The 23,004-nt window shown below is 66.3% G+C and carries 19 protein-coding genes and 1 pseudogene; 12 read left to right on the top strand and 8 right to left on the bottom strand.

What is annotated here, in order from left to right; all coding sequences use genetic code 11:
* Nucleotides 1–14 precede the first annotated feature (14 nt).
* Both HN018_RS21665 and dinB read right to left on the bottom strand, forming a co-directional pair.
* On the bottom strand, nucleotides 15–1,046 hold the full coding sequence (locus HN018_RS21665; RefSeq protein ID WP_171834225.1) for an ABC transporter substrate-binding protein: 1,032 nt from the start codon (nucleotides 1,044–1,046) through the stop codon (nucleotides 15–17).
* A 76-nt stretch (nucleotides 1,047–1,122) separates the two neighbouring features.
* The gene (gene dinB / locus HN018_RS21670; protein ID WP_171834226.1) at nucleotides 1,123–2,241 is read right to left on the bottom strand and encodes a DNA polymerase IV; all 1,119 of its coding nucleotides are present in this window, start codon (nucleotides 2,239–2,241) and stop codon (nucleotides 1,123–1,125) included.
* Nucleotides 2,242–2,595: 354 nt separating this feature from the next.
* Here dinB and HN018_RS21675 point away from each other — a divergent pair, with 354 nt between their 5' ends.
* Together HN018_RS21675 and HN018_RS21680 are read left to right on the top strand one after the other, a co-directional pair.
* Nucleotides 2,596–2,880: a hypothetical protein gene (locus HN018_RS21675; protein ID WP_171834227.1), complete on the top strand. Its 285-nt coding sequence runs from the start codon at nucleotides 2,596–2,598 to the stop codon at nucleotides 2,878–2,880.
* A gap of 161 nt (nucleotides 2,881–3,041) precedes the next feature.
* A complete protein-coding gene (locus tag HN018_RS21680) occupies nucleotides 3,042–4,331 on the top strand; it encodes a YceI family protein (protein ID WP_171834228.1) in 1,290 nt (429 codons plus the stop codon).
* Here the strand turns inward: HN018_RS21680 and HN018_RS21685 are convergent.
* From HN018_RS21685 to HN018_RS21700, 4 genes are read right to left on the bottom strand one after another with little or no spacing between them, the layout of a single operon-like run.
* On the bottom strand, nucleotides 4,328–4,810 hold the full coding sequence (locus HN018_RS21685; RefSeq protein WP_171834229.1) for a PaaI family thioesterase: 483 nt from the start codon (nucleotides 4,808–4,810) through the stop codon (nucleotides 4,328–4,330). The two genes, HN018_RS21680 and HN018_RS21685, sit on opposite strands and share 4 nt — an antisense overlap.
* Nucleotides 4,810–6,600: an acyl-CoA dehydrogenase C-terminal domain-containing protein gene (locus HN018_RS21690; protein ID WP_171834230.1), complete on the bottom strand. Its 1,791-nt coding sequence runs from the start codon at nucleotides 6,598–6,600 to the stop codon at nucleotides 4,810–4,812. The genes HN018_RS21685 and HN018_RS21690 overlap by 1 nt, the downstream gene beginning before the upstream one ends.
* A gap of 23 nt (nucleotides 6,601–6,623) precedes the next feature.
* Nucleotides 6,624–8,966, bottom strand: coding sequence for a 3-hydroxyacyl-CoA dehydrogenase/enoyl-CoA hydratase family protein (locus tag HN018_RS21695; RefSeq protein ID WP_239478893.1), 2,343 nt, complete (start codon nucleotides 8,964–8,966; stop codon nucleotides 6,624–6,626).
* Nucleotides 8,963–10,099 (bottom strand): thiolase family protein, encoded by a 1,137-nt coding sequence (locus HN018_RS21700; protein ID WP_171834231.1) that lies wholly within the window; start codon nucleotides 10,097–10,099, stop codon nucleotides 8,963–8,965. Before HN018_RS21700 ends, HN018_RS21695 begins: the two co-directional genes overlap by 4 nt.
* A gap of 295 nt (nucleotides 10,100–10,394) precedes the next feature.
* On the opposite strand from HN018_RS21700, the gene HN018_RS21705 reads away from it, so the two are divergent.
* From HN018_RS21705 to HN018_RS21730, 6 genes are all read left to right on the top strand, one after another.
* Nucleotides 10,395–11,699 carry an OmpP1/FadL family transporter gene (locus HN018_RS21705; RefSeq protein WP_171834232.1) on the top strand — a complete coding sequence of 435 codons (1,305 nt, stop codon included), beginning with the start codon at nucleotides 10,395–10,397 and terminating at the stop codon, nucleotides 11,697–11,699.
* 31 nt (nucleotides 11,700–11,730) lie between these two features.
* Nucleotides 11,731–13,446: a long-chain-fatty-acid--CoA ligase gene (locus tag HN018_RS21710; protein WP_171834233.1), complete on the top strand. Its 1,716-nt coding sequence runs from the start codon at nucleotides 11,731–11,733 to the stop codon at nucleotides 13,444–13,446.
* A gap of 58 nt (nucleotides 13,447–13,504) precedes the next feature.
* Entirely contained in the window at nucleotides 13,505–13,906 is a 402-nt protein-coding gene (locus HN018_RS21715) for a MerR family transcriptional regulator (RefSeq protein ID WP_171834234.1), read from the top strand.
* Between the two features lie 130 nt (nucleotides 13,907–14,036).
* Complete coding sequence (locus HN018_RS21720; protein WP_171834235.1) at nucleotides 14,037–15,011, top strand: phospholipase D-like domain-containing protein; 975 nt, start codon at nucleotides 14,037–14,039, stop codon at nucleotides 15,009–15,011.
* Entirely contained in the window at nucleotides 15,004–15,606 is a 603-nt protein-coding gene (locus tag HN018_RS21725; RefSeq protein WP_239478895.1) for a chromate transporter, read from the top strand. The genes HN018_RS21720 and HN018_RS21725 overlap by 8 nt, the downstream gene beginning before the upstream one ends.
* Complete coding sequence (locus HN018_RS21730; protein ID WP_204259612.1) at nucleotides 15,603–16,130, top strand: chromate transporter; 528 nt, start codon at nucleotides 15,603–15,605, stop codon at nucleotides 16,128–16,130. Before HN018_RS21725 ends, HN018_RS21730 begins: the two co-directional genes overlap by 4 nt.
* 5 nt (nucleotides 16,131–16,135) lie before the next feature.
* On the opposite strand, the pseudogene HN018_RS21740 reads toward HN018_RS21730, so the two are convergent.
* Nucleotides 16,136–16,866 (bottom strand): annotated as a pseudogene (locus tag HN018_RS21740) (bestrophin-like domain).
* A 66-nt stretch (nucleotides 16,867–16,932) separates the two neighbouring features.
* Entirely contained in the window at nucleotides 16,933–17,436 is a 504-nt protein-coding gene (locus HN018_RS29480) for a bactofilin family protein (protein WP_408886736.1), read from the bottom strand.
* 540 nt (nucleotides 17,437–17,976) lie between these two features.
* Here HN018_RS29480 and HN018_RS21750 point away from each other — a divergent pair.
* The 4 genes from HN018_RS21750 to HN018_RS21765 all read left to right on the top strand — a co-directional run bounded on the left by HN018_RS21750 (nucleotide 17,977) and on the right by HN018_RS21765 (nucleotide 22,998).
* Nucleotides 17,977–19,005: an adenosine kinase gene (locus HN018_RS21750; protein WP_239479361.1), complete on the top strand. Its 1,029-nt coding sequence runs from the start codon at nucleotides 17,977–17,979 to the stop codon at nucleotides 19,003–19,005.
* 207 nt (nucleotides 19,006–19,212) lie between these two features.
* Complete coding sequence (gene typA, locus HN018_RS21755) at nucleotides 19,213–21,039, top strand: translational GTPase TypA (protein WP_171834240.1); 1,827 nt, start codon at nucleotides 19,213–19,215, stop codon at nucleotides 21,037–21,039.
* 303 nt (nucleotides 21,040–21,342) lie between these two features.
* Entirely contained in the window at nucleotides 21,343–21,636 is a 294-nt protein-coding gene (locus tag HN018_RS28490) for a hypothetical protein (protein WP_204259613.1), read from the top strand.
* Between the two features lie 87 nt (nucleotides 21,637–21,723).
* Nucleotides 21,724–22,998, top strand: coding sequence for an AmpG family muropeptide MFS transporter (locus HN018_RS21765; RefSeq protein ID WP_171834241.1), 1,275 nt, complete (start codon nucleotides 21,724–21,726; stop codon nucleotides 22,996–22,998).
* Nucleotides 22,999–23,004 lie beyond the last annotated feature (6 nt).

The raw sequence follows: 23,004 nt of genomic DNA on the forward strand, positions 1-23,004 counted from the left end.
ACGGTGCCGGACGGTCAGTGGGTGATGCGGCTGTAGGGGCCGAGGTCGAACAGCGATGCCACCGGAACAGCCTCCTTGAGTGTGCCGTTCGCCACCTCGAAATCCTGCAGCGCCTTGACCGGCGTCATGAGCCGCGCCGGGTCGGAAATGAATTTCGTGTCCGGCGACGCAAGCGCCTCCTCGATCACCGACTGGCTCAGGATGCCGCCGCCGAGGACCGTGAGGATAAACGGTGCCGCTTCCGCAGGCTTGCTCTTGATCAGGTCGGTCGCGCGCACGAACAGCCCGACCAGCTTGTCCTTCCAGGCACCGCGATCCGGGGCATCGGGGCGAACAATTGCCAGCACCGAGCCGGGCTGGTCCGGCATCAGGTCGCTGCCGTGCGCCAGGAGCTGCACGTCCGGCAACCGGTGCCGCACGACGGTCAGTGCAGGCTCGCGCAGGATGGCGGCATCGACCGCGCCGGACAGCAGCGCCTGTTGTGCCGCGTCGATATCGATGCCGATGATGTCGGCGGATTTCGGATCGAGGTGATTGCGATCCTGCATCCAGTAGCGCAGCAGCGTGTCCGGAACCGACCCCACCGGCTGGGCGGCGATTTTCGGCTTGCGGCCGGTCGCCTTGGTGAAGGCGGCGAATCGCTTCGACAGGCCGGTGCCCGCGGGGGCGACGGTGGCGAGTTTTCCGCGCGCGGCGACCTCGAGTTCCTCGACCGCGCCGGCTGCAACCACCTTGACGTCGATCCCGTGCGACCGGGCGACCAGCAAGGGCAGCACACCGGCGACATAAGCGTCGATCTGGCCCGCAGCCAGCGCCTGGATCGCCTGGGTTCCGGCCTGGAACCTGATCAGCTTCAGCGTGAGCCCGGCCGGCTTTGCCCAGCCTTCGCCGTCGAGCACGAACAGGGCAGACGAGCCCAGCACCGGAATATAGCCGATCCGGATCGGGTCGGCGGCCTGGGCAGGGTTCGACAGGAGGGCTCCGAAGCTGGACACGCCAATGATCGCAGCGCACAGGCAACTGCCTCTCAAATAGCGTATCCGCATCGTGATATCCCCGATTATTGATGTGGGATCGTACAATCGAACCGGTGTGTGGTCAAAGCAGCTCGCCCCGAATGCGTCAGGAACCGGGGCGATCGACGATGCTGAACAGATCCTCGCCACCGACCGTCTGCTCGGCCTGTTCGTCCTCGAAGCGGGACATGCTGACGCCCAGCAGCCGCACGCTCTTCTCGAACGGAAACGCGGCCCGCAACAGGCCTTCGGCGGCGATGGCAAGCTCGCTCCGCGTGCCGACGGGCCGGCTGCCCGAGGCTGCGCGGGTCATGAGCCGGAAGTCGGAAAATTTCACCTTCAGGGTGATCGTCCGTGCACCCCGGCCGCCCTTGTCGTAGGTGGCCCAAACCTTGTCGATCGCCGGCTGGATTGCGGCCAGCGCCTCGTCCCACCCGGTGATGTCGCGCTCGAACGTCTGTTCCGCGCCGATCGACTTGCGCAGGCGGTCCGCCACCACCGGCCGCTCGTCCTGGCCGCGTGCGATGGCGTGGTAGTGCGGCCCCGACTTGCCGAAATGCCGGACCAGGAAGTCGATCGTGCAGCCGCGCAGGTCCATCCCGGTCTGGATGCCGAGCCGCTCCATCTTGGCCGCCGTCACCGGCCCGACCCCGTGGAACTGGCTGACCTTCAGCGTCTCGACGAAGCTCGGACCGTATCGCGGCGTGATGACGAACAGTCCGTCTGGCTTGCGGTGGTCGGAGGCCAGCTTGGCCAGGAACTTGTTGTAGGAGACCCCGGCCGAGGCGGTGAGTCCGGTCTGCTCGCGGATACGCGCCCGGATTTCCTCGGCGATCGCCGTGGCCGATCCGAGATCGCGCAGTGGCTGGGTGACGTCGAGGTAGGCTTCGTCCAGCGACAATGGCTGGATCAGGGGCGTGTAATCGGCGAAGATCCCGCGGATCTGCAACGATACCTCGCGATAGACGTCGAAGCGCGGCTTCACGAAGATCAGCTCGGGACATTGCCGTCGTGCCGTGACCGACGCCATGGCCGAGCGCACCCCGAAACGGCGCGCCTCGTAGCTTGCGGCCGCCACCACGCCGCGCTCGCGCGAACCGCCCACGGCCAGTGGCTTGCCGCGCAACGACGGGTCGTCCCGCTGCTCGACCGACGCGTAGAAGGCATCCATGTCCACATGGATGATCCGCCGCAGGCTTGGCGTTACCGCCTGATCGGCAGGCATGGCCTGGCATCCCGGGTCAATGACATCGACGCGCCTGTTCGAACCATCCCGTTCACTTTACGTTCCCCAGCGCCGGGCGTCGAGATGCAAGCGAGCCAAAGGTCGAGATGCAAGCGAGCCAAGCGTCGAGATGCAAGAGATGTAACGCGCCACCAGGGGGCAGAGTGGGTAAGGACCATGCACATCCCGCACGCCGACACCCTCGACCGTCGGCACCGGGCCAACTCCCGCTCATTCTGATCGATTTGCGCCCGCTGGCCTGGGCGGTCACCAATCGGGCGGCTTTCCTGCTGGTGTTAGCGGCCAGTCAGCAGCAGGGGCTGGTTTCGACTCCAACCGGGCCTCCGACGGTCGATGCTGTGGATCGGTGCGCGATCCTGTTCGATCTATATGTGCCACATCCCGATCTGGTTCACCGTGATCGACGTCATGCGGCGTACCGGGCCGGGCGGCGAAACCTACGTGCCGCTGGGTTTCATGATCGCAGCGCTCGCCACCCTGACCGCCGCCGACCTCACCTATCGCTGGCTCGAGCTACCCCTGCAGGAACGCGGTCGCATCCGGGCTCGCGCGCTCGACGACAGGGGTGATCACGCAACGTCCGCGCAGATGACCACGGGACTAAGCGATACGGGCTGATGGTCTGCTGGAACCACGGACTGGAAGATGCGGCCCGGGAGAGCCGTCGAACTGAAACGATGGAATTCCGGCGTTGCTCTTCCCATCGGTTGCGAGGCGCCGGAAGGTAATCGGACCTGGGCTCCGTCGGCGCCTCTCTTCTTCAAAGGCGAGCAGCAGCGATGGATATGCACCGGATCGAATTAACAACGAACGCTGATGCGCGCAGATATTCCGGGGTCGCACTGTTCCTCCACTGGACCATCGCGATCCTGATTCTTCTCAACCTGCTGCTGGGATGGAGGATGGGCCACATGCATGGCCTGACGAAGTTCCAGATATTCCAGGTCCACAAGTCGTTCGGCGTCACGGTGCTGCTGCTCAGTGTTCTCCGCCTGGTCTGGCGTCTTGCGCACCGACCGCCATCGCTGCGGCACGACCTGCATCCCGGTGAGGCGTTCGCGGCGCATGCCACCCACTGGATCTTCTACGGCTTCATGATCCTGATGCCGCTAAGCGGCTGGATCCTGGTATCGACCAGTGCCGAGAACATTCCCACGCTGCTCTATCGCTTCATACCCTGGCCGTACTTTCCCGGGGTTCACGGGCTGCCGCTGCCTCGGCGTCACCAGGTCGGCGCCCTGGCCGACGGAACGCATTACTGGCTTGCCTGGAGTGCCGTGGCGCTGATCGCGCTGCATGTCGGCGGTGCGTTGAAGCACCAGTTCGATCGGGGCACACCGGTCTTGCCGCGAATGCTTCCGGGTTCCAGGGACGCCGATCCAGGCCCCGGCCGGCGCATAGGCTTCGTTGCCGCGGTCGGTGCCGGTCTCGGCGCGATCGCGCTCGTGCTGGCCGGCTACTCCAGCCCGTCGCCGGTCGTCGCACGCTCGGTGCCGGCTCCGGCCCCGAGCCAACAGGCGGCCTCGAACTGGGTCGTCGACAAGACCGCCTCGAAGCTTGGTTTCGAAACCGTCGTGAACGGGCAACCGGTCGCAGGGCAGTTCAGCCGATGGTCCGCGGTGATCCGCTTCGATCCCGCGCATCTCGCCGACGCCGAGGTGGAGGTGATCGTCGATACCGGATCCGCCACGACCCAGGACCACACCCGCGACCAGATGTTGTCGACGCCGGACTGGTTCGACCGGGCGGTCTTCCCGGAAGCGCGGTTCCATGCAGGCAAGGTTCTGTCGCGTGGCGGCAACGCCTACGAAGCAGACGGCGACCTGAAGATACGCAGCACGGATAAACCCGTCGTGCTGCCGTTCACGCTCGCCATCGTCGATGGCCAGGCCACGATGTCCGCAAGCATCCCGATCGATCGGACCGCCTTCGGTGTCGGACAAGGCCAGTGGGCAGGAACGGATTCGGTCGCGGCAACCGTGACCGTGAAAGTTGCGCTGGTCGCGCACGCCCGGACCGCCGAGCAGACATTGCCACAGACGATCCAGGCAGCCGAACCGGACGACTAGACCCCGAGCAGCCCGCGCAGCCAGGCGCCCGTATCGATAGCAGACGGGTCGGGCTTCGGCACCTTGAACACGCCGTTGACGCGGGCAGAGGCTGCGCCGTCGGTATGGAGCACCGCCTGCGCGAACAGCATGGTACGCGTGGTCTTGATGATGTCCGCCCTGGCTTCCATCCAGGCGCCGGGGCGGGCCGGGGCGAGGTAGTCGATCGAGAGGCTGATCGTCGGCAGGATCATCGTCTCGAGCCGACCCTCGAACATGCCGCCGAACGCCAGCAGGATGTCGCAGAAGGTCGCGATCATGCCGCCGTGGCAGGTGCCGGCGGGGTTGCAATGCTCCGCCCCGACCCGGAACCCGCCGATCAGGTGGCCGTCCTCGGTGCGGACATGCAGCGGGAGGTTCCGAGCAGTGAAGTCGGCGACTCCCGCCATGGGCAGGCGGACGAAGCCCGCGGGTGGTGGCGTGGTCCCGATATCCGGCATCAGAACGCCGCTTCCTCGAGTGCCATCATCGACGCCTTGCCGGACTTGATGGCCAAGAACAGCGCGGTCGCCTGCGGCAGGGTGCGGTCGATGAAGAACCGCGCGCTGGCCAGCTTGGCACGGTAGAACTCGGGCTCGTCGGTGTTGCCCGCCAGGCGCTCGGACGCGATCACCGCCGAGCGTACGAACATGTAGCCCATCGCCACCAGCCCGAGCAGGCGCAGATAGTCCGTCGCGGCGGCGCCGGCTTCCTCGGGGTCCTTGAGGCCGGCCTGTGCGATCTGCCCGGTCGCCAGCTGCAACGCGCCGAACGCGCGCTCGAGCTGCTCGACCATGCCGGCAACCGCTTCGTGCTTGCGGTGCGCCTCGATGAAGTTCGAGATCGGGTGGAACAGTCGCCGCAGGTAGCGGCCCATATGTGCGGGCATCTTACGCCCGACCAGGTCGAGCGCCTGGATGCCGTTGGTGCCCTCGTAGAGCATGGCGATTCTGGCATCGCGCACATACTGCTCGACGCCGTGCTCGCGGATGTAGCCGTGCCCGCCATAGACCTGCACGCCGAGGCTCGCGGCCTCGAAGCCGAGATCGGTGAACAGCGCCTTTACCACCGGCGTCATCAGCGCCACGAAATCCGCGGCTTCCTTGCGCTCGCCCTCGGTGTTCGCGTGCTTCGACAGATCCACCGCCTGCGCCACCCAGATCCCGACGGCGCGGCAGCCTTCGGCGGTGGTGCGCATGGTCATCAGCATGCGGCGCACATCAGGGTGCACGATGATCGGATCGGCGGCGAGATCGGGCCGCTTGGTGCCGGACAGCGAACGCCCCTGCAGGCGATCCTTCGCGTAGGAAACCGCGGACTGGTAGGCGGCGGACGCCACGCCCAGCCCCTGGATGCCGACGCCGAGCCGCTCCTCGTTCATCATCACGAACATGCTCTGCATGCCCTTGTGCGGCGCGCCGACCAGCCAGGCCTGCGCATCGTCGAACGAGATCTGGCAGGTGGCGGAGGCCTTCAGCCCCATCTTGTGTTCCAGCCCGGTGCACAGGATGCCGTTGCGCGGCCCGACCGAGCCATCCGGCTTCGGCAGGAACTTCGGCGCCAGGAACAGGCTGATACCCTTGATGCCGGGCGGCGCGTCGGGAAGGCGTGCGAGCACCAGATGGATGATGTTCTCGGTCAGGTCGTGCTCGCCCGCCGAGATGAAGATCTTTGAGCCGGTCAGCAGATAGCTGCCATCCTCCTGCGGCACCGCGCGCGTGCGCAGCAGGCCGAGGTCGGTGCCGCACTGCGATTCCGTCAGGCACATCGCACCGGACCAGATGCCGTCGATCATCTTCGGCAGGTACAGATCCTTGAGCTCGGACGAACCATAGGCGCTCAGCGCCATGACCGCGCCATGCGTCAGCCCGGGATACAGACCGAAGGACAGGTTGGCGGCGCAGATCATTTCCTCGACGAGCTTGTTGACGCTCTCGGGCAGGCCCTGGCCACCGTAGTCCGGGTCACCCGCCAGCGCGTTCCATCCGCCGTCGCGGAAGACGTCGTAGGCTTCGCGAAAACCCTTCGGAGTGCGCACCACGCCGTTCTCGACGATGCAGCCCTCGGCATCGCCCGATGCGTTCAGCGGCAGCAGCACTTCGGTGGCGATCCGCGACGCTTCTTCCAGCACGAGATCGACGGTCTCCGCGTTCAGGTCGGCGAAATACGGCAGCGACGTCAGCGCATCGAGCCCGTGCAGTTCGTGCAGGACGAAACGCATGTCGCGCAACGGGGCATTGTAGGTCTGCATGAAATTTCCTCCGCAGCTCTAGGCTAATTACGCAATGGCTTGCCGGTCTCGAGCGTGTGCTCGATCCGATCCAGGGTGGCGCCGGTGCGCAGCAGGCGCATGAAGGCGACTCGTTCCAGTGCCAGCATCTGCTTTTCGGTCACCACATCGACCAGGTCCGCCCCGCCGCCGGACAGGATCTCGGCCAGGTTGTCCGCCACGACGAGATCATGGTCGGTGGCGATGCCCTGGCGATGGAAACTGTTGGCGGCGAGGTTCATCGCCGCGCGCCCGGCGGCCCCCGGCAGTCTGAATTCGGGCGCCGTCGGCGCCGTGTAACCCTCGACCAGCGACAGGGCCCGGGCACGGGCCTCGAACAGCAGCCGGTCGCGATTCATCGTGATCCGATCGGCGGGCCGCAGGAACCCAAGCACCTTCGCCTCGGCCGCGGATTTCGACACTTTCGCGACGCTGACGGTCTCGAACACCTTGGCGACCGCGGGCATCGGGCCCTTCGGCATACCGGCTGTCGCGGTCCAGCGCGCGATCATCTCGCCGCAGCCGCCCCAGCCCGGTACCAGGCCGACACCGCATTCGACCAGGCCGATATAGCTCTCGGCATGCGCCTGGATAGCGTCGGAATGCAGCAGCACCTCGCAGCCGCCGCCGAGCGCCAGCCCGCCCGGCGCGCTTACCACCGGGAAGGGCGCGTATTTCAGCGCCTTGAAGGTGCGCTGCCCGCTCGAGACGAGTGTCTCGATCTCGCCCCAGGCGGCGATATTGCAGGCGAACAGGGCCAGGCCGAGATTGGCGCCGGCGGAAAAATTGGTCGCGTCGGTATAGATCACCAGCGCCTTGTAGCGCTGCTTGACGAGTTCGATGCTCTTGTCAAGCAGCTTCATGATCTGCTCGTCGAACGCGTTCATCTTCGAGGTGAGTTCGAAGCAGGCGACGCCCTCGCCGACATCCCAGAGTGCAGCCGATCCGTTCCTGAGCAACGGTTCCGACCGGCGCTTCACGTCCTCGAGCAACAGTACGCCGGCAGGTCGTTCGACCGGGCGATACCGGCCATCCACACCGAGGAACAGCGTCTGTCCGTTCTCGACCTTGTAGAAGGTGCCGTCGGCGACCGTGCGCAGCAGTTCAGGCACCGGCTTGCCTTCGGCCTCCAGTCGTCGCGCCACCACGGCCGGTCCAAGCACGTCCAGCAGCTCGAACGGGCCCTGTTTCCAGTTGAAGCCGAGGCGCATCGCCGCGTCCACGGAAACGATGTCGTCGGCAATCGTCGGTACCAGGCTCGCGGCATAAGCCAGGGTCGCGCCCATGACCGACCACGCATACTGGCCGTAGCGGTCGGTGGAGGTGATCAGCTTTGTCGGGCTGCGCGACAGTGCGGCTGGCAGGCTGGTGCTTTTCGAAGGCTCGTATTCACCGGTGACGAGGCCGATCGACTCCTTGATCTTCCCCGCCTCGCGGTTGATCCTATAGAAGCCGCCAAGACCTTTGCGACCGGTATAGCCGTCCGCGATCATCTTGCTGAGCAGCGGCACCTCGCGCAGCGTATCGAGGAACGCATCGCCGGCGGGCAGCGAGGCCTTCATGCTGGCGTTGATGTGCGGCATCAGGTCGAGGCCCACCAGGTCGATCAGGCCGAACACGCCGGTTTTCGGGATGCCGAACGGCCGGCCCATGACGGCGTCGGCTTCCTCGACCGACAGGCCCTGGTCCATCGCCGCATTGACGCCGTGCTGCAGCCAGTAGGTGCCGATGCGGTTGGCGATGAAGCCGGGCGTGTCGTTGGCGCGGACGACGGTCTTGCCGAGCGACAGGTCGCAGAACTCTGCGACGCGTGCGGCCAGCGCCATGTCTGTTGCGGGCCCGGTCACCATCTCCAGCAGCCGCATGTAGCGCGGCGGGTTGAAGAAATGGGTGATCATGAAGTCGCGCGACAGGCTCTCGGGCAGCCCCCCGACAAGCTGCACCAGCGGGATCGTGGAGGTGTTGGAGCTGATCGCGGTGCCGGGGCGCCGTACCGCATCCAGCCGGTGATACAGCGCCTGCTTCAGGTCGAGCCGCTCGACGATGACCTCGATGACCCAGTCGCAATCGGCGACTCTCGCCAGATGGTCCTCGATGTTGCCGGTCTCGATCAGCTTCGCCGCCTGGGGCGACATGAACGGTGCCGGATCGGTTTTCAGCGCGCGGGCGACCGCGGCTTTCGCGATGGCGTCGCGGTCGTCGCCCGACTTCGGCAGGATGTCCAGCAACAGGACCGGAATCCCGGCATTGGCCACCTGGGCTGCGATGCCGGCGCCCATGACGCCGGCGCCGATGACGCAGACGCGCCGGATTGCAGATGCCTGACCCTCGTCGAGCTTCATCATCATACGCGCTCCAGCACCGTGGCGATCCCCTGGCCGCCGCCGATGCACTGGGTCGCCAGCGCATACCGGCCGCCGGTGCGGGCCAGCAACTGTGCCGCCTTGCCGACGATGCGGGCGCCGGTGGCACCCAGCGGATGGCCGATCGCGATTGCCCCGCCATCGATGTTCACGGTCTCCTCGCGCAGGCCCAGCTCGCCCATGCAGGCCAGCGCCTGGCTGGCGAAGGCCTCGTTCAGCTCCACCACATCGAGGTCCGACGCCTTGATCCCGGCGCGGTCGAACGCCTTCCGGCTGGCCTTGATGGGGCCAAGCCCCATGGTTTCCGGCGCGCAGCCGCTGACGCCGATGCTGCGCAGGCGTGCCAGGATGGCGAGGCCGTTGCGCAGGGCATACTCCTCGCTGCACACCAGCACCGCGCTGGCGCCGTCGGTCAGCGGTGACGAGGTGCCGGCGGTGACGGTGCCGTCCTTGTCGAAAGCGGGCTTCAGCCCGGCAAGGCCCTCGGCGCTGCTCTCCGGGCGGAGGCAGCCATCCGTCTCGACAGGTCCGGCCTTGGTGCGGATCGGCACGATCTCGTCCGCCAGCAGGCCACCCGCCCGGGCGGCCGCAGCCTTCTCCTGGCTGCGCAAGGCGAACTGTTCCTGGGCCTGGCGGCCAATCTGATACTTGGCAGCAACGTTTTCGGCGGTCTCGCCCATCCCCATGTAGGCGCCGGCGCTTTTCGCGGCGAGCTCCGGGTTGGGCAGCGGGTTGAAGCCCAGCATCGGCACCCGGCTCATGCTTTCGACGCCGGCACAGATGAAGACCTCGCCGGCGCCGAGGGCGATGGCGCCGGCGGCCATGTGGATCGCCTGCATCGAGGAGCCGCAGAAGCGGTTGACGGTGACCCCGCCGATGCTGATCGGCAAATCAGCCAGAAGAACGACCAGGCGCGCGACGTTGAAACCCTGCTCGGCCTCCGGAAACGCGCAGCCGAGGATCAGGTCCTCGATATCGTCCGGCTTCACGCCCGTCCGTTCGACCAGGCCGCGCACGACCTGTGCCGCAAGGTCATCCGGCCTGACCCGGGTCAGCTGGCCTTTGTTGGCAAGGTGGAACGGGGAGCGGGCATAACCTGCAATCACCGTATTCTGCATCGGTCAGTCTCCGGGCCATGAAGCGTCTCGACCACGCAGGCCAGCGCTTTCCGTATACGTCAAGCAGTCATGGAGATAGCATCGGTCCTGGCAACAAACAACCACAGACTGCAGGCATACGAGCGGTCGTTATAACTTGTGCAGTGCAGTATAGATGAGGCGCTTGACGCATGCGTCAGATTGGGTGGATCGTGAATAGCAGGGCGAGAATTCTGTCGTTGATGCGATCGAGATTGATTGCTAACGGAAAATTCACGACAGGTGGATCATACCGTCTGCGTAAAGGGATGACGTCATGCGATATCTGTCTTCGGCGTGTGGTGTAGCGCTATCCTGTCTTGGAATCCTTGGCGGCGGCTGGGCAGAAGATGCCAGGGCTGCCGGCTTCTATCTGCAGGATCAGTCGGTTAAGGGTGGTGGCCGCGCGTATTCGGGCGAGGCGGCAGACATGGGCGCGGAATCGCTCTGGTGGAACCCGGCCAGCATCGCCGGCATCGAGCAGTCCGAATCCTATAGTGGGATCACGGGCATTTTCGTGAACTCCACGGTCACCGACCACGGCTCGACCGTCGGGCATCTCGGCGGCGGCCCCAGGGCGATCGGCGGCAACGATCGTGTCGACAATCCGGTCTCGAACGGGATCCTGCCGACCGGAGCGTTCGCCTACCGGATCAATGGCCAGTGGGCCGTCGGCATGTCGGTGACGTCACCTTTCAGCTTCGTGACCAAATATCCGACCGACAGCTGGACCCGCTACACGGCCCTCACCTCGCGCCTGACCACGATCGACCTGCAGCCCACGCTGGCATGGCGCCCGACACGCTGGCTGGGGATCGGCGTCGGCCCGAACATCGAATACACGGTCGCCGCACTCAGCAACGCGCTGCCCAACCTGTTTCCCGGCCAGCCCGACGGCCAGCAGACACTCCACGGCAACGGCTGGAACGTCGGCTATAACGTCGGGATCCAGCTGCATCTGACCGATCGGCTGGTGTTCGGCGCCGCCTACCGGTCCCGCGTCAAGCATGAGATCAGTGGCAAGCTGGACGTGTCCGGCCTGACTGGGTTGCTGGCCGGGCAGAATTTCCGTGCCGATGCAGGCGCGAACTTTACGACGCCCTGGGCCGCGACGTTCGGGCTGCGCTGGAAGGCGACCGACCGGCTGACGCTGAACGCGCAGACGGTGCGGCAGGGTTGGAGCACGTTCGACGCGATCTACGTTACCAGCCCGGTGAAATCGCAGACCAGCGAGAATTATCGCGACACGCTGAACGGCGCCTTCGGCATTGACTACCAGGTAACACCGCGCTGGGTGATGCGCTCCGGCGTCCAGTACGACCCGACGCCGACGCCCGGTCCGACCCGGGACGCCCGGGTGCCGGATGCGAATCGCTGGTTGTTCTCGATCGGCACATCGGTCCTGGTCGGCAAGCGACTGTCGGTCGATGCCTCGGTCACCTATGTCGACTTCCAGAATTCTGCGATCACTCGCAACGCCACCGCCTATGGCGGTACGCCGGTGCAGGTGCCGGTCGGTCTGCGGGGCACGGTCGAAGCCAGCGGCGTCGTTGCGGGCATCGGCACAAGATTGTGGTTCTGAGCCGATTATCGATCGAGCTTGAAGGAATTCCATGTCGTTCCTGAGCGAAGTCGCCCGTCTCGGTCCTCTCGATCCGGTTCCGGTCCGACCCCTGCCGGAACTGCTCGACGAGACTGCAAGCGCCTTCCCGAACCGGATCGCGATCGACTTCCTGGGCCGGCGCTGGCGCTATGCGGACATCGCCAACCTTGTGGATCGTGCCGCGCACGGTTTGCAGGAACTGGGGTTGACGCGGGGGGAGCGGGTCGGGCTGTGCCTGCCGAATACACCATACTTCGTCATTTTCTACTTCGCCATCATGAAGGCCGGCGGGATCGTGGTGAACTACAACCCGCTCTATACCGAACGGGAACTGGTCACCCAGATCGATGATTCAGGCACGACGATGATGGTGCTGCCGGACGTGCGGGCGCTCCATGACAAGGTGGTCGCGGTGGCAGGCCGGACCGGTCTGCGCAAGCTGGTCGTGTGTCCGATGGCGGGCGCCATGCCGCTGCTCAAGCGCGTCCTCTATAGCGTGTTCAAGCGCCGCGACATCGCAGCCGTCGGCCAGGGGCCGCTCTATGCCTCGTATGCCGGACTGATCTCCAACAAGGGCAGTCCGCAGCCGGTGCCGCTCGACGTGCATGACGTGGCGTTGCTGCAATATACCGGCGGCACCACCGGCATTCCCAAGGGCGCGGCACTGACCCATGCGAATTTAACAGCCAACGCCGCGCAGGAGATCCTGGTGATGCAGGCAGGAGATCTGGATGTGCGCGTTCTCGGCGTGTTGCCGTTGTTCCACGTGTTCGCCCTGACCACCGTGCTGAACTATGCGATCGCCACCGGGTCGAGGATGATCCTGCTGCCGCGTTTCCAGATGAAATCGATCCTAAATACGATCCGGCGCACCCAGCCAACTATTTTCCCCGCCGTACCGACACTGTATACCGCGGTCGCCGACGCGGTGGAGGCAGGGCCGCGTCGCCATGCGCGGGCGATGCGTTCGATCCGTTTCTGCATTTCGGGTGGTGCGCCGCTACCTGCGGAGGTCAAGCACCGGTTCGAGGCCCTGACCGGCTGCCACGTCGCCGAGGGCTACGGGTTGAGCGAGGCTTCGCCGGTGCTGACCTGCAATCCTCTCACGCAGACGGCCAAGCCAGGCTCGGCCGGGTTGCCGGTGATCGGGACGGTGATCGAGATACGCGATCTCGATGATCCGACCCGTATCATGGCCACCGGCGAACGCGGCGAAGTCTGCGCACGCGGGCCGCAGATCATGAATGGCTACTGGAACCGCCCGCAGGAAACCGAGGCGACGATGATCGACGGTATGCTCCGGACGGCGGATATCGGCTATCTGGACGCGGACGGTTATCTTTATCTGGTCGACCGGATCAAGGACCTGATCCTGTGCAGCGGCTACAACGTCTATCCGAGGGTGATCGAGGATGCGCTGTATCGCCATCCCGACGTCGTCGAGGCGAGTGTCATCGGCCTGCCGGACCACTACCGCGGCGAGGTGCCCAAGGCGTTCGTGGCATTGAGGGCGGACGCAACGGCAACGGAAGCGGAGCTCGGCATCTTCCTGGCCGGGCAGGTGTCGCGGATCGAGATGCCACGGGAGATCGAGATCCGGGCTTCGTTGCCACGTACGCTGGTGGGCAAGCTGTCCAAGAAGGAACTGGTCGCCGAGGAGGCCGTCAAGCGAGCACTGGCGACCGGGCAGGCCGCATCGAACCTGGCAAGTCACGCCGCCGCCTGACATCGATCGCCGTCGGTGCGATAGAGCTGCCGGCCCGGCCGCGGTGGAGTTCCCAAGAATGGCAGATGCCCTGATCGCAGTCGTTCAAGACGAGCGGTTGTTGACCGTTACGGAACTGGCTGCCGAGCTCGGGGTGACGGCGCGTGCAATCCGTTTCTATGAGGATAAGGGCCTGATCCAGCCGGGCCGGGTCGGGGCCACGCGTGCCTATACCCGTCGCGAACATGCCCGGATGCAGCTGATCCTGCGCGGCAAGCGGCTCGGCTTCAGCCTGCGCGAGATCAAGGAGTTCCTCGACCTCTACGATGTCGATCCCGAGCATGACGAACAGAAGCGCCTGCTGCTCCGCGCGGTCCGCGACCGGATCAGGCAGCTTCGCGTCATGAATGCCGCACTGGTCCGCACCCTGGACGAGCTGCAGGCAATCGAGCTGCAGGTCTCCTCCGCGCTCGAACGCTGAACGGATCCATCACGGCCACCTGAAACTGGACGCGTTCACCGATTGTATCGATCCGGCAACTGCCCAATGCTACAGGCTGGGTAACGGGTGGGGATAGTCCGTGGCTAAAGTCGCCGGCAGGTCGAATGGGATGAAACTGGTTGTGCAGCCGGACGACGGGGTGCGCAGCGTCACCGCGCTGATCGATGCGGCGCGGCGCACCGTCTCGATCAAGGTGTTCACCTTCACCTCGCCGGAGATCCTGGCAGCGTTGGAAGCGGCGGCGGCACGCGGCGTTACGGTGCGGGTGATGCTGAACCCGCAACGTTCATCGGGCAGCCGCGCCAACGACGAGACGCGCGAACGGTTGGTGCGGTCCGGCATCCGGTGCGACTGGAGCAGCCCGGGCTTCGCGGTCACGCACGAGAAGTCGATGGTGGTGGATGGCCGGACAACGCTGATCGCCACCTTCAATTTCTGCGAGAAGTATTTCACCACCACCCGCGACTACGGCCTGGTGCTGCACGACGAGGCGGTGGCGGCCGAGGTCGGTGCCTGCTTCGAGGCCGATCTCGCCCGCCGGCCGTTCGAGCCGGGGCCCGGCAGCCGGCTGCTCTGGAGCAACACCAGCTCGCGACAGGTCATGTGCGACTTCATCGACGGTGCCGGGAAAAGTCTTTCGGTGCAGCATCCGAAGTTCGTCGACATGACGGTGCTGGACCGGCTGATGGCAGCGCTCGACCGTGGCGTCGCGGTCAAGGTGCTGTGCGGCGGCAAGCACGGCATCAGCGACTACGACCTGCTCGACACCTTCTCGTCGCTGCACATGCTCCGTCGCGCCGGTGCGCGCGTTCACAAGCAGCACGGCCTGCGCACCCACGCCAAGCTGATCCTGGCCGACGATGCGCGTGCACTGGTCGGCTCGATGAACATCGATCGCAGCGCGTTCGACCTGCGCCGCGAGCTCGGTATCATCGTCGATGCGCCCGAGATCGTGCCGGGGCTGAAGCGGGTGTTCGAGGGGGACTGGGACGAGAGCCGGCGCTACGACGCGCCGGACCCGCTCATGGCCGCCGCCCATGTCGAGAACGACCAGCCGCACGACCCGGACTACGTTCGTGAGTGAAGCCGCGACGCCTGGACCGGGCGGTGTCGGCGGTTCCGGGCATCCAGGCTTGTGGGAGCTGGCGCGGACGTTCAACACCATCTCGCTGGCAAGCTTCGGCGGCGGCCTGTCGGCCTGGTCGCGCGAGATCGTGGTGATGCGCCGCGGCTGGATGACCGAGACCGAGTTCCTGAGCGCCATGACCATCTGCCGCCTGCTGCCCGGCGCCAACCAGGTCAATGTGGCGATCTTCGTCGGCGCCCGCATGCACGGACCGGGTGGTGCGGCGGCGGCCGTGGCCGGGCTGATCGCAATCCCGTTCGTCATCATCGTGGCTCTCTGCGCGTTCGCCACCCGCTACCAGCATGTCGGCGCGGTGCAGCACGTGCTCGCCGGCCTCACCCCGGCTGCGGTGGCGCTTACCTTGTCGATGGTCTGGCAGACCGGCCGCAAGACGCTGCGCTCGATGGTGCCGTTCGCATTATGTGTTGCGACCACGCTCGCCGCGGCGGTGCTGCGGGTGCCGCTCTGGGCGACGATGCTGGTGCTGGGGCCGGTCGGGGTGTTCTGGAGCTACCGGCAGCCGGCACCGGCGCATCCGGGAGCGTCCGGTTGAGCCCTGCGCGGACCCTGCAGATCTGCCTGCTGTTCGGATCCTCGTCGCTGCTGTCGTTCGGCGGCGGCAACGCCGTCATCCCGCAGATCCAGCTCAGGGCGGTGCACACGTACGGATGGATCACCGCCGAGCAGTTTTCCCAGGCCTTCGCCATCGCGCAGGCCGCTCCCGGCCCCAGCACGCTGCTGGTCAGCGCGATCGGCTATCAGGCCGGGGGCATTCCCGGCGCGCTGCTGGCGACCGCGGCGATGATCCTGCCGGCCTGGGTCCTGGTCTATTTCGCGGCCCGGTTCTGGCTCGGCGCGAAACGGTCGCGCTGGCGCATCGCGATCGAGGAGGGACTGGCGCCGATCGCGATCGGGTTGATCCTGGCCAGCGCCATCGTGATCGCCCGCAGTACCGACCATGGCCCGATGCAGTACGTGCTGACCGTGATCGCGACCCTGGTGTTCTGTGCGGTGAAGCTGAATCCGCTCTGGGTGATGGGCGCTTGCGGCCTGACCGGCTGGGCGCTCGCGATGTAGCGGCTCTATTCCGCGAGAATGGTCTGCAGGGCTTCCCTGAGCGGTGCATCGGACACGACGACCAGGCCGGTGAACGGCGTGTTCATGTCCAGAATGACGAACAGCGCCAGCACGATCGCCAGGACCGACAATCCGACGATGATGGTGCCGAGCCAGCTATGCTCGGTGATCAGGCCGAAGCAGCCGCACACCACCATCAGCCACACGGTCAGCACGGCATAGAACGACAGGCTGGACTGGCCCCGCGCCTCGTGAGCTGCGTCAGCGCCTCGTCACGCAGATGGCGCTGCAGGTTGCTCGCCGCGGGGAGCTCGAGCATGCCGGCCTCGATCCGGGTCAGCAGCCCAAAACGCTGCGTGGTGGCCGCACCCAGTCCCTGCGGGGTCTGCGCCACGACGTCCTGCGTATAGCGCACCAGCAGCGGATGCAGCGCCGCTGCCGCCGGGCCGTAGCTGTTCAGCGTCTGGTCGAGCGTGATGATCCGGATCGCATAGGCGCGCACGTCGTCCCCGGTCGCGTCGAACGTGGTCTTGGCGTTGGTGATCAGCAGGCCGAGCACGATCGCGGCAAACGTCACCAGCATGTCGATGACCAGGCGCAGCATCTCGTGGGTCTTGGGGCCGCGATGGGCGACCGGCAGCCGGCGCTGAACCAGGGTGCCGACGATGAAGCTGCCCAACAGCAACGGCAGCAGGATCGATGCACGGAGCAGGTCGGAGAGATCGCTCCAGGACATGTCGGTGGTCCGCAGCACCGGGCCCCCGGCCCATCGGGCCGGGGGCGTCAGGCTGGAATACAGGCGTTACGGGGTGGCGGTGTGTGCCGGGTCGATCGCGGCGATCGGTGACGGTGCCGGGCGGCTGGCCTGAGCCTGCTCGCCGGCCGGCTGCGACGAAGGACGCGCCTGATCGGTGATCATCTCGAGGCGGCCGGTGACCTGGCCGCCATCCTCGACCTGCAGGCGACGGCACTTGGCGGTGCCGATCAGCCGGCCGCTGGCGCGGATGGTGAGGTTGCCGCGCGCGGTCAGGGTGCCGTCGACGGTCCCGGCTAGCTCGGCATCCTCGACTTCGATCTCGCCGCGGAACACGCCGCCCGGTGCAACCGAAAGCTCGGTCGCATGGATCATGGTTGCCTCGACGGTGCCCTCGACGACCAGACGCTCGGCGTCCTGGACCACGCCCTGGACGCTGATGCCCCGGCCGACCACCAGGGTCCGGCGCTCGGTCATGTCTTTCTTGGGACCGCTACCCTGGGCGCCCGGGGGGGAGCCGGGAGTGCCCGGCATCGGGCCACGGTTGGGCATGATCCCGCCAGGCGGGAGGACGCCCGCGGACGGGGGGCTGGGAGGAGTCGGGAAAGGCGAACGACCCATCGGTGAGGGCTCCTTGGACGGTGCTAGGTTCTGGGAGAAATTCTGGCTCGGTGTCTGGGCAGGCTGGCCCATCGACGAGGGTGCGGGGACCGCCGGTGCATCCGGGGCCGCGGTCGGACGCGGGCTCCCTGCGTCGGGCGGTGTCGTTGCGGAGGCTTGCTGTGCCGATTGGCCCGGCCGTGCGGAGGTGGTGGGACCAGGCGGGATCGCAGGGACCTCGCTGGCCTCTTCTGGTTTGCGTCGTCTGAACACTTGGATCCCCCGCTGCTCTCGATGTCTCGGTTCTGAACGGTATTGCCGCCCAGCGGGAGTCTCACACACATCTACGAGAGCGCGAGACCGGCCTTCGCCTTACACGCTGGCCAGGGCAGCGGACAAGTGCGAAGGCGGCGCTAATCGCGATCGGAGCCGGCTGCATTGCCGCATGCGGCCTCCGATGCTAGCGGAAGCTGCGATCGCCTGCTGGAGCGCCTGACCGTGAGCTTGGCCAATATTACCCGGGATGCCCGGTTCGACCTGCTCGGCATCGGCAATGCCATCGTCGATGTGCTGGCCTCGGTGCCGGACGGCATGCCGGAAGCGGAGGGGATGGTCCCGGGGAGCATGACGCTGATCGTCGCGGCGCGTGCCGACGCCCTGTATGCTCTCCTGAAGCAGCCCCAGCAGACCGGCGGCGGTTCGGCCGCGAATACCTGCGTGGTCGCGTCGATGCTCGGTGCCCGCACCGCCTATCTCGGCACCGTTGCCGAGGATGCGTTGGGTGTGGCGTTCTCCGCTGACCTGGTTGCGGCCGGTATCCACTACCCGACCGCCCCGCTCGGCGCCGACCGGGCCGAGGGACGCTCGACCGCTCGCTGCCTGATCCTGGTGACGCCGGACGGACAGCGCACGATGAACACCTATCTCGGCGCCTGCACCGCATTCGGACCCGACGATGTCGATGCCGATGCCGTGCGGGACGCCCGCATCACCTATCTCGAAGGCTACCTGTTCGACCCGCCGGCTGCCCAGGACGCGTTCCGACGTGCCGCGACCATCGCCCACGAGGCCGGGCGCACCGTCGCATTGTCGCTGTCGGACCCATTCTGCGTCGACCGGCACCGGCCGGCCTTCCTCGAACTGGCGGCTGGCCACGTCGATATCCTGTTCGCCAACGAGGACGAGATCATGTCGCTCTACCAGGCGGACAGCTTCGAGCAGTCGGCCGAGCGTGTTTCGCAGGACGTCGAACTGGCCGTGCTGACCCGCTCTGAGAAGGGCAGCGTCGCGTTCCGGCACGGCGAGCGCACCGATATCGCGGCGGCGCCGACCAGCATCGTGGACAGCACCGGCGCCGGCGACGCCTATGCCGCCGGCTTCCTGTGCGGGCTGGCCGAGGGCCGTTCGATCGCCGAGTGCGGGCGGATCGGCAGCATCGCCGCATCGGAAGTGATTTCGCATTTCGGGGCGCGTCCGCTAGCCGACCTGCGTGCCCTGGTGGCCCGCCCTGCGTCGGGCTGAACCCCCTACTTGAATTTTTGGCGTGCAAACATTGCGTCGCAGCATTATCTAGCCGCCAGCATCACGGTTTCATCCGGCATCCAGGCATGTCGTGACGCCGGTCAACTATCATAGCCGGGCCGAAGCGGGCCCGCGCCGCTGCCACCATCCGGGTGGCGGCGTCGTTCGCGCATCTTCCGCGCCGCCAAGAGCCCACAGGTCAGACGCATGGAAATCCGCAACATCGCCATCATCGCGCACGTCGATCATGGCAAGACAACCCTCGTCGACCAGCTTCTGCGGCAGTCGGGCGCCTTCCGCGAAAACCAGGTGGTCGCCGAGCGGGCGATGGACCGCAACGACCTGGAGCGTGAGCGCGGCATCACCATCCTGGCCAAGTGCACCAGCGTCGTCTGGAAGAACACCCGGATCAACATCATCGATACGCCGGGACACGCCGATTTCGGCGGCGAGGTCGAGCGCATCCTGAACATGGTGGACGGCGCGATCGTGCTGGTGGACGCCGCCGAAGGCGCGCTGCCGCAGACCAAGTTCGTGCTGACCAAGGCTCTCGCCCGCGGCATCAAGCCGATCGTGGTGGTCAACAAGGTCGATCGCCAGGACGCGCGTCCGGACGAGGTCCATAACGAGGTGTTCGACCTGTTCGCCGCCCTCGGCGCCAGCGACGAGCAGCTCGACTTCCCGATGCTGTTCGCCTCCGGCCGTCAGGGCTGGGCCGATGTCGAGCTCGATGGACCGAAGAAGGACCTGGCACCGCTCTACGACCTAGTGCTGAGCCACGTGAACCCGCCGGCCCTCAACAAGGACGCGCCGTTCGCGATGGTCGCCTCCATCCTCGAGGCCGACCCGTTCCTCGGCCGCGTGCTGACCGGCCGTATCGAGCAGGGCCGCGCCAAGCTGAACATGCCGGTGCGCGTGCTGCGTGCCGATGGGACCGTGGTCGAGACCGGCCGCCTGACCAAGCTGCTGTCGTTCCGCGGCCTGGACCGCGTGGTGATCGAGGAGGCCGAGGCCGGCGACATCATTGCCGTTGCCGGACTTTCCGACGCGACCATCCCGGAGACCATCGCATCGCCGGAAGTTACCGCGGCGCTGCCGGCCATCCCGGTCGATCCGCCGACCCTGGCCATGACCTTCCGCCTGAACGACGGCCCGCTCGGCGGCCGCGAGGGCAAGAAGGTCACGTCGCGCCAGATCCGCGACCGGCTGTTCAAGGAAGTCGAGGGCAACGTCGCCATTCGCGTGTCCGAGAGCCCGGAGAGCGAGGCGTTCGAAGTCGCAGGGCGTGGCGAGCTCCAGCTCGGCGTGCTGATCGAGCAGATGCGCCGCGAGGGCTTCGAGCTGACCATCGGCCGTCCCCGCGTGCTGACGCGCCAGAACGAAGAGACCGGCGAGCGCGAGGAGCCGTTCGAAGAGGTTCTGGTCGACGTGGACGAGGCCTTCTCCGGCGTCGTCGTCGAGAAGATGAGCATCCGCAAGGGCCAGATGCAGGACATGCGTCCGTCCGGCGGCGGCAAGGTTCGCCTGACCTTCCTGATCCCGTCGCGCGGCCTGATCGGCTATCACGGCGAGTTCCTGACCGATACGCGCGGCACCGGCATCATGAACCGGCTGTTCGCCGGCTATCAGCCCTGGGCCGGAACGATCGAGGGCCGCAGCAAGGGCTCGCTGATCAGCTCCGAGGACGGAGCGGCCGTGCAGTATGCGCTCTGGTACCTGCAGGAGCGTGGCCAGCTGTTCGTCGATCCGGGCGAGAAGGTCTATGTCGGCATGATCCTGGGCGAGCATTCGCGCGGATCCGACCTCGAGATCAACCCGATCAAGGAAAAGAAGCTCACCAACATCCGCGCCGCCGGCAAGGACGACGCGATGCTGCTGACGCCGCCGCGTCGGATGAGCCTCGAGCAGGCGATCGCCTACATCGAGGATGACGAGCTGGTCGAAGTGACTCCGTCCGCGATTCGCATCCGCAAGCGCTACCTGGATCCGAATGAGCGCAAGCGCATGGAGCGCAAGGGCGACAGCGCCGCCTGAAGCAGGCCGAGGCGGTCCGGCGGCGGCCTGCTGCCGCCGGACCAATCGAGTTTACGTGATTTCAACAGCTTAGCTTGAGTATTCAACAGGGCTTGAAATATTGGCCACGAAACTGACACGATTTGTCATCCAATGTTCGTCGGTTTGTGTTGTATTTCAGGCGGCATCGTAAGAAACTTAGAGTCATTACCTAACTTTGACCCGCGACGTGCCTGGGGCACCATGGTATGGACTCGATGCGCAGCCGTACCCCTGTCGGGATCGGTGTTGCCGCAACACCTGCCCCATTCCGCGGAGACATCCATGACCTTCACGACCCGGTTCCTCGCTGCCCTGTCGACCGCAGCCCTCCTGGGCGCCGCGGCTCCGGCATTCGCTCAGACCACGACGGCGGCTCCGGCCACCACCGCTGCTCCGATGAGTGCACCCGCCGCCGCTGCTCCCGATGCAGCTGCGCCTGCAATGGCCGCTCCGACCGCCACCCCCGCGCCGTCCACCGACAGCATGATGGCGCCGAAGAAGACCACCAAGCACCACAAGAAGACGACCGCGAAGCACCACAAGAAGGCAGCTTCGTCCATGGCAGCACCGCAGTAATCTGCGAGCTGTCTTTCCTTCGCGTGACAGGGGCGTTGGGGTCGGCTTCGGCCGGCTCCGACGCCCCTGACCGCACCAGCACCCAAGATGCCTCTACCTGATCCGGTCGCTGCCCCTATCGACAAGCGTCTGATCGGTCTGATCGGAGGGTTCGGTTTCGCTTCGGGCCTGCCGCTCTACCTGACATTCTTTACGCTGCAGCAATGGTTGAGCGAGAGCCACATCTCGCTCCGGGCCATCGGCGCCGCGGCCCTGATCGGGCTGCCGTATCTCCTGAAATTTCTCTGGGCACCACTTCTCGACCGGCGTCCGTTCGGATTGCTGCACCGGCTCGGTCGCCGTCGCGGCTGGATGCTGCCGATCCAGGCATTGCTGACGCTCGCCATCATCGCGATGGCCAACTGCCAGCCGACCCACGGCCTGTTGCCGCTGGTGTGTGCCGCGATGTCGCTCGCCTTCTTTTCGGCCAGCCAGGACATCGTCATCGATGCATGGCGGATCGAGACCTTCCCGGTCCGGCTGCAGGCTGCGGCGCTCGGCGCCTACACCTGGGGCTACCGCATCGCCATGCTCTGCTCCGGTGCCGGCGCGATCTGGATCGCCGCGAAAGGCGGCTGGCATCTGGCCCTGCTGGTGATGGCCGCCCTCAGCCTGGTCGGCCCGGTGCTGGCACTGCTGGCCCCCGAGCCGTTCCTGGCGCCGACGATCGCCACCGGATCCGGCTGGCGGCATGCGCTGCAGACCCGCGTGGTCGCGCCCTTCCGCGACCTGCTCGGGCGCCCCGGCTCCTGGATCGTGATCGCCTTCGTGCTGGTGTTCAATCTCGGAACCCAGCTGTCCGACACCATGGCCTATCCGCTGTATCATGCGCTCGGTTTCGCACCGACCTCGGTGGCGGCCGCCAATGGCATTCCCTCGCTCTGCGCGGCGCTGGCCGGTGCCGCCGCGAGCGGGCTGCTGGTCGCGCGGATCGGCCTTGGACGATCGCTGATCCTGTGCGCCTGCGTGCAGATGTGCTCGATCCTGCTCTACGTCGCCTTGGTTCAGGCCGGGCCGGTATTTCCGATGCTGTTTGCCAAGGTGACGCTGGAGGGTTTCGCCGAAGTGATGGCCGCGACCACGTTCGCCACCTACCTCTCCCGGCTCTGCTCGCTCGACTACACGGCGACGCAATACGCGCTGCTGTCGTCGCTGGCACCGGTGGCATGGCGCACGCTAGGTGGAACGACCGGCTTCCTGGCGCAGGGCTTCGGCTGGACCGGCTTCTACCTGCTGACAGTTGCTGCGTGCCTGCCGGGCATCCTGATCATGCTGGTGCTGCTTCGACGCTTTCCCGGCGGACTGCCGCCCAAGACGGTCTAGCCTCCC

Source organism: Lichenicola cladoniae (assembly GCF_013201075.1).
Lineage (GTDB): Bacteria > Pseudomonadota > Alphaproteobacteria > Acetobacterales > Acetobacteraceae > Lichenicola > Lichenicola cladoniae.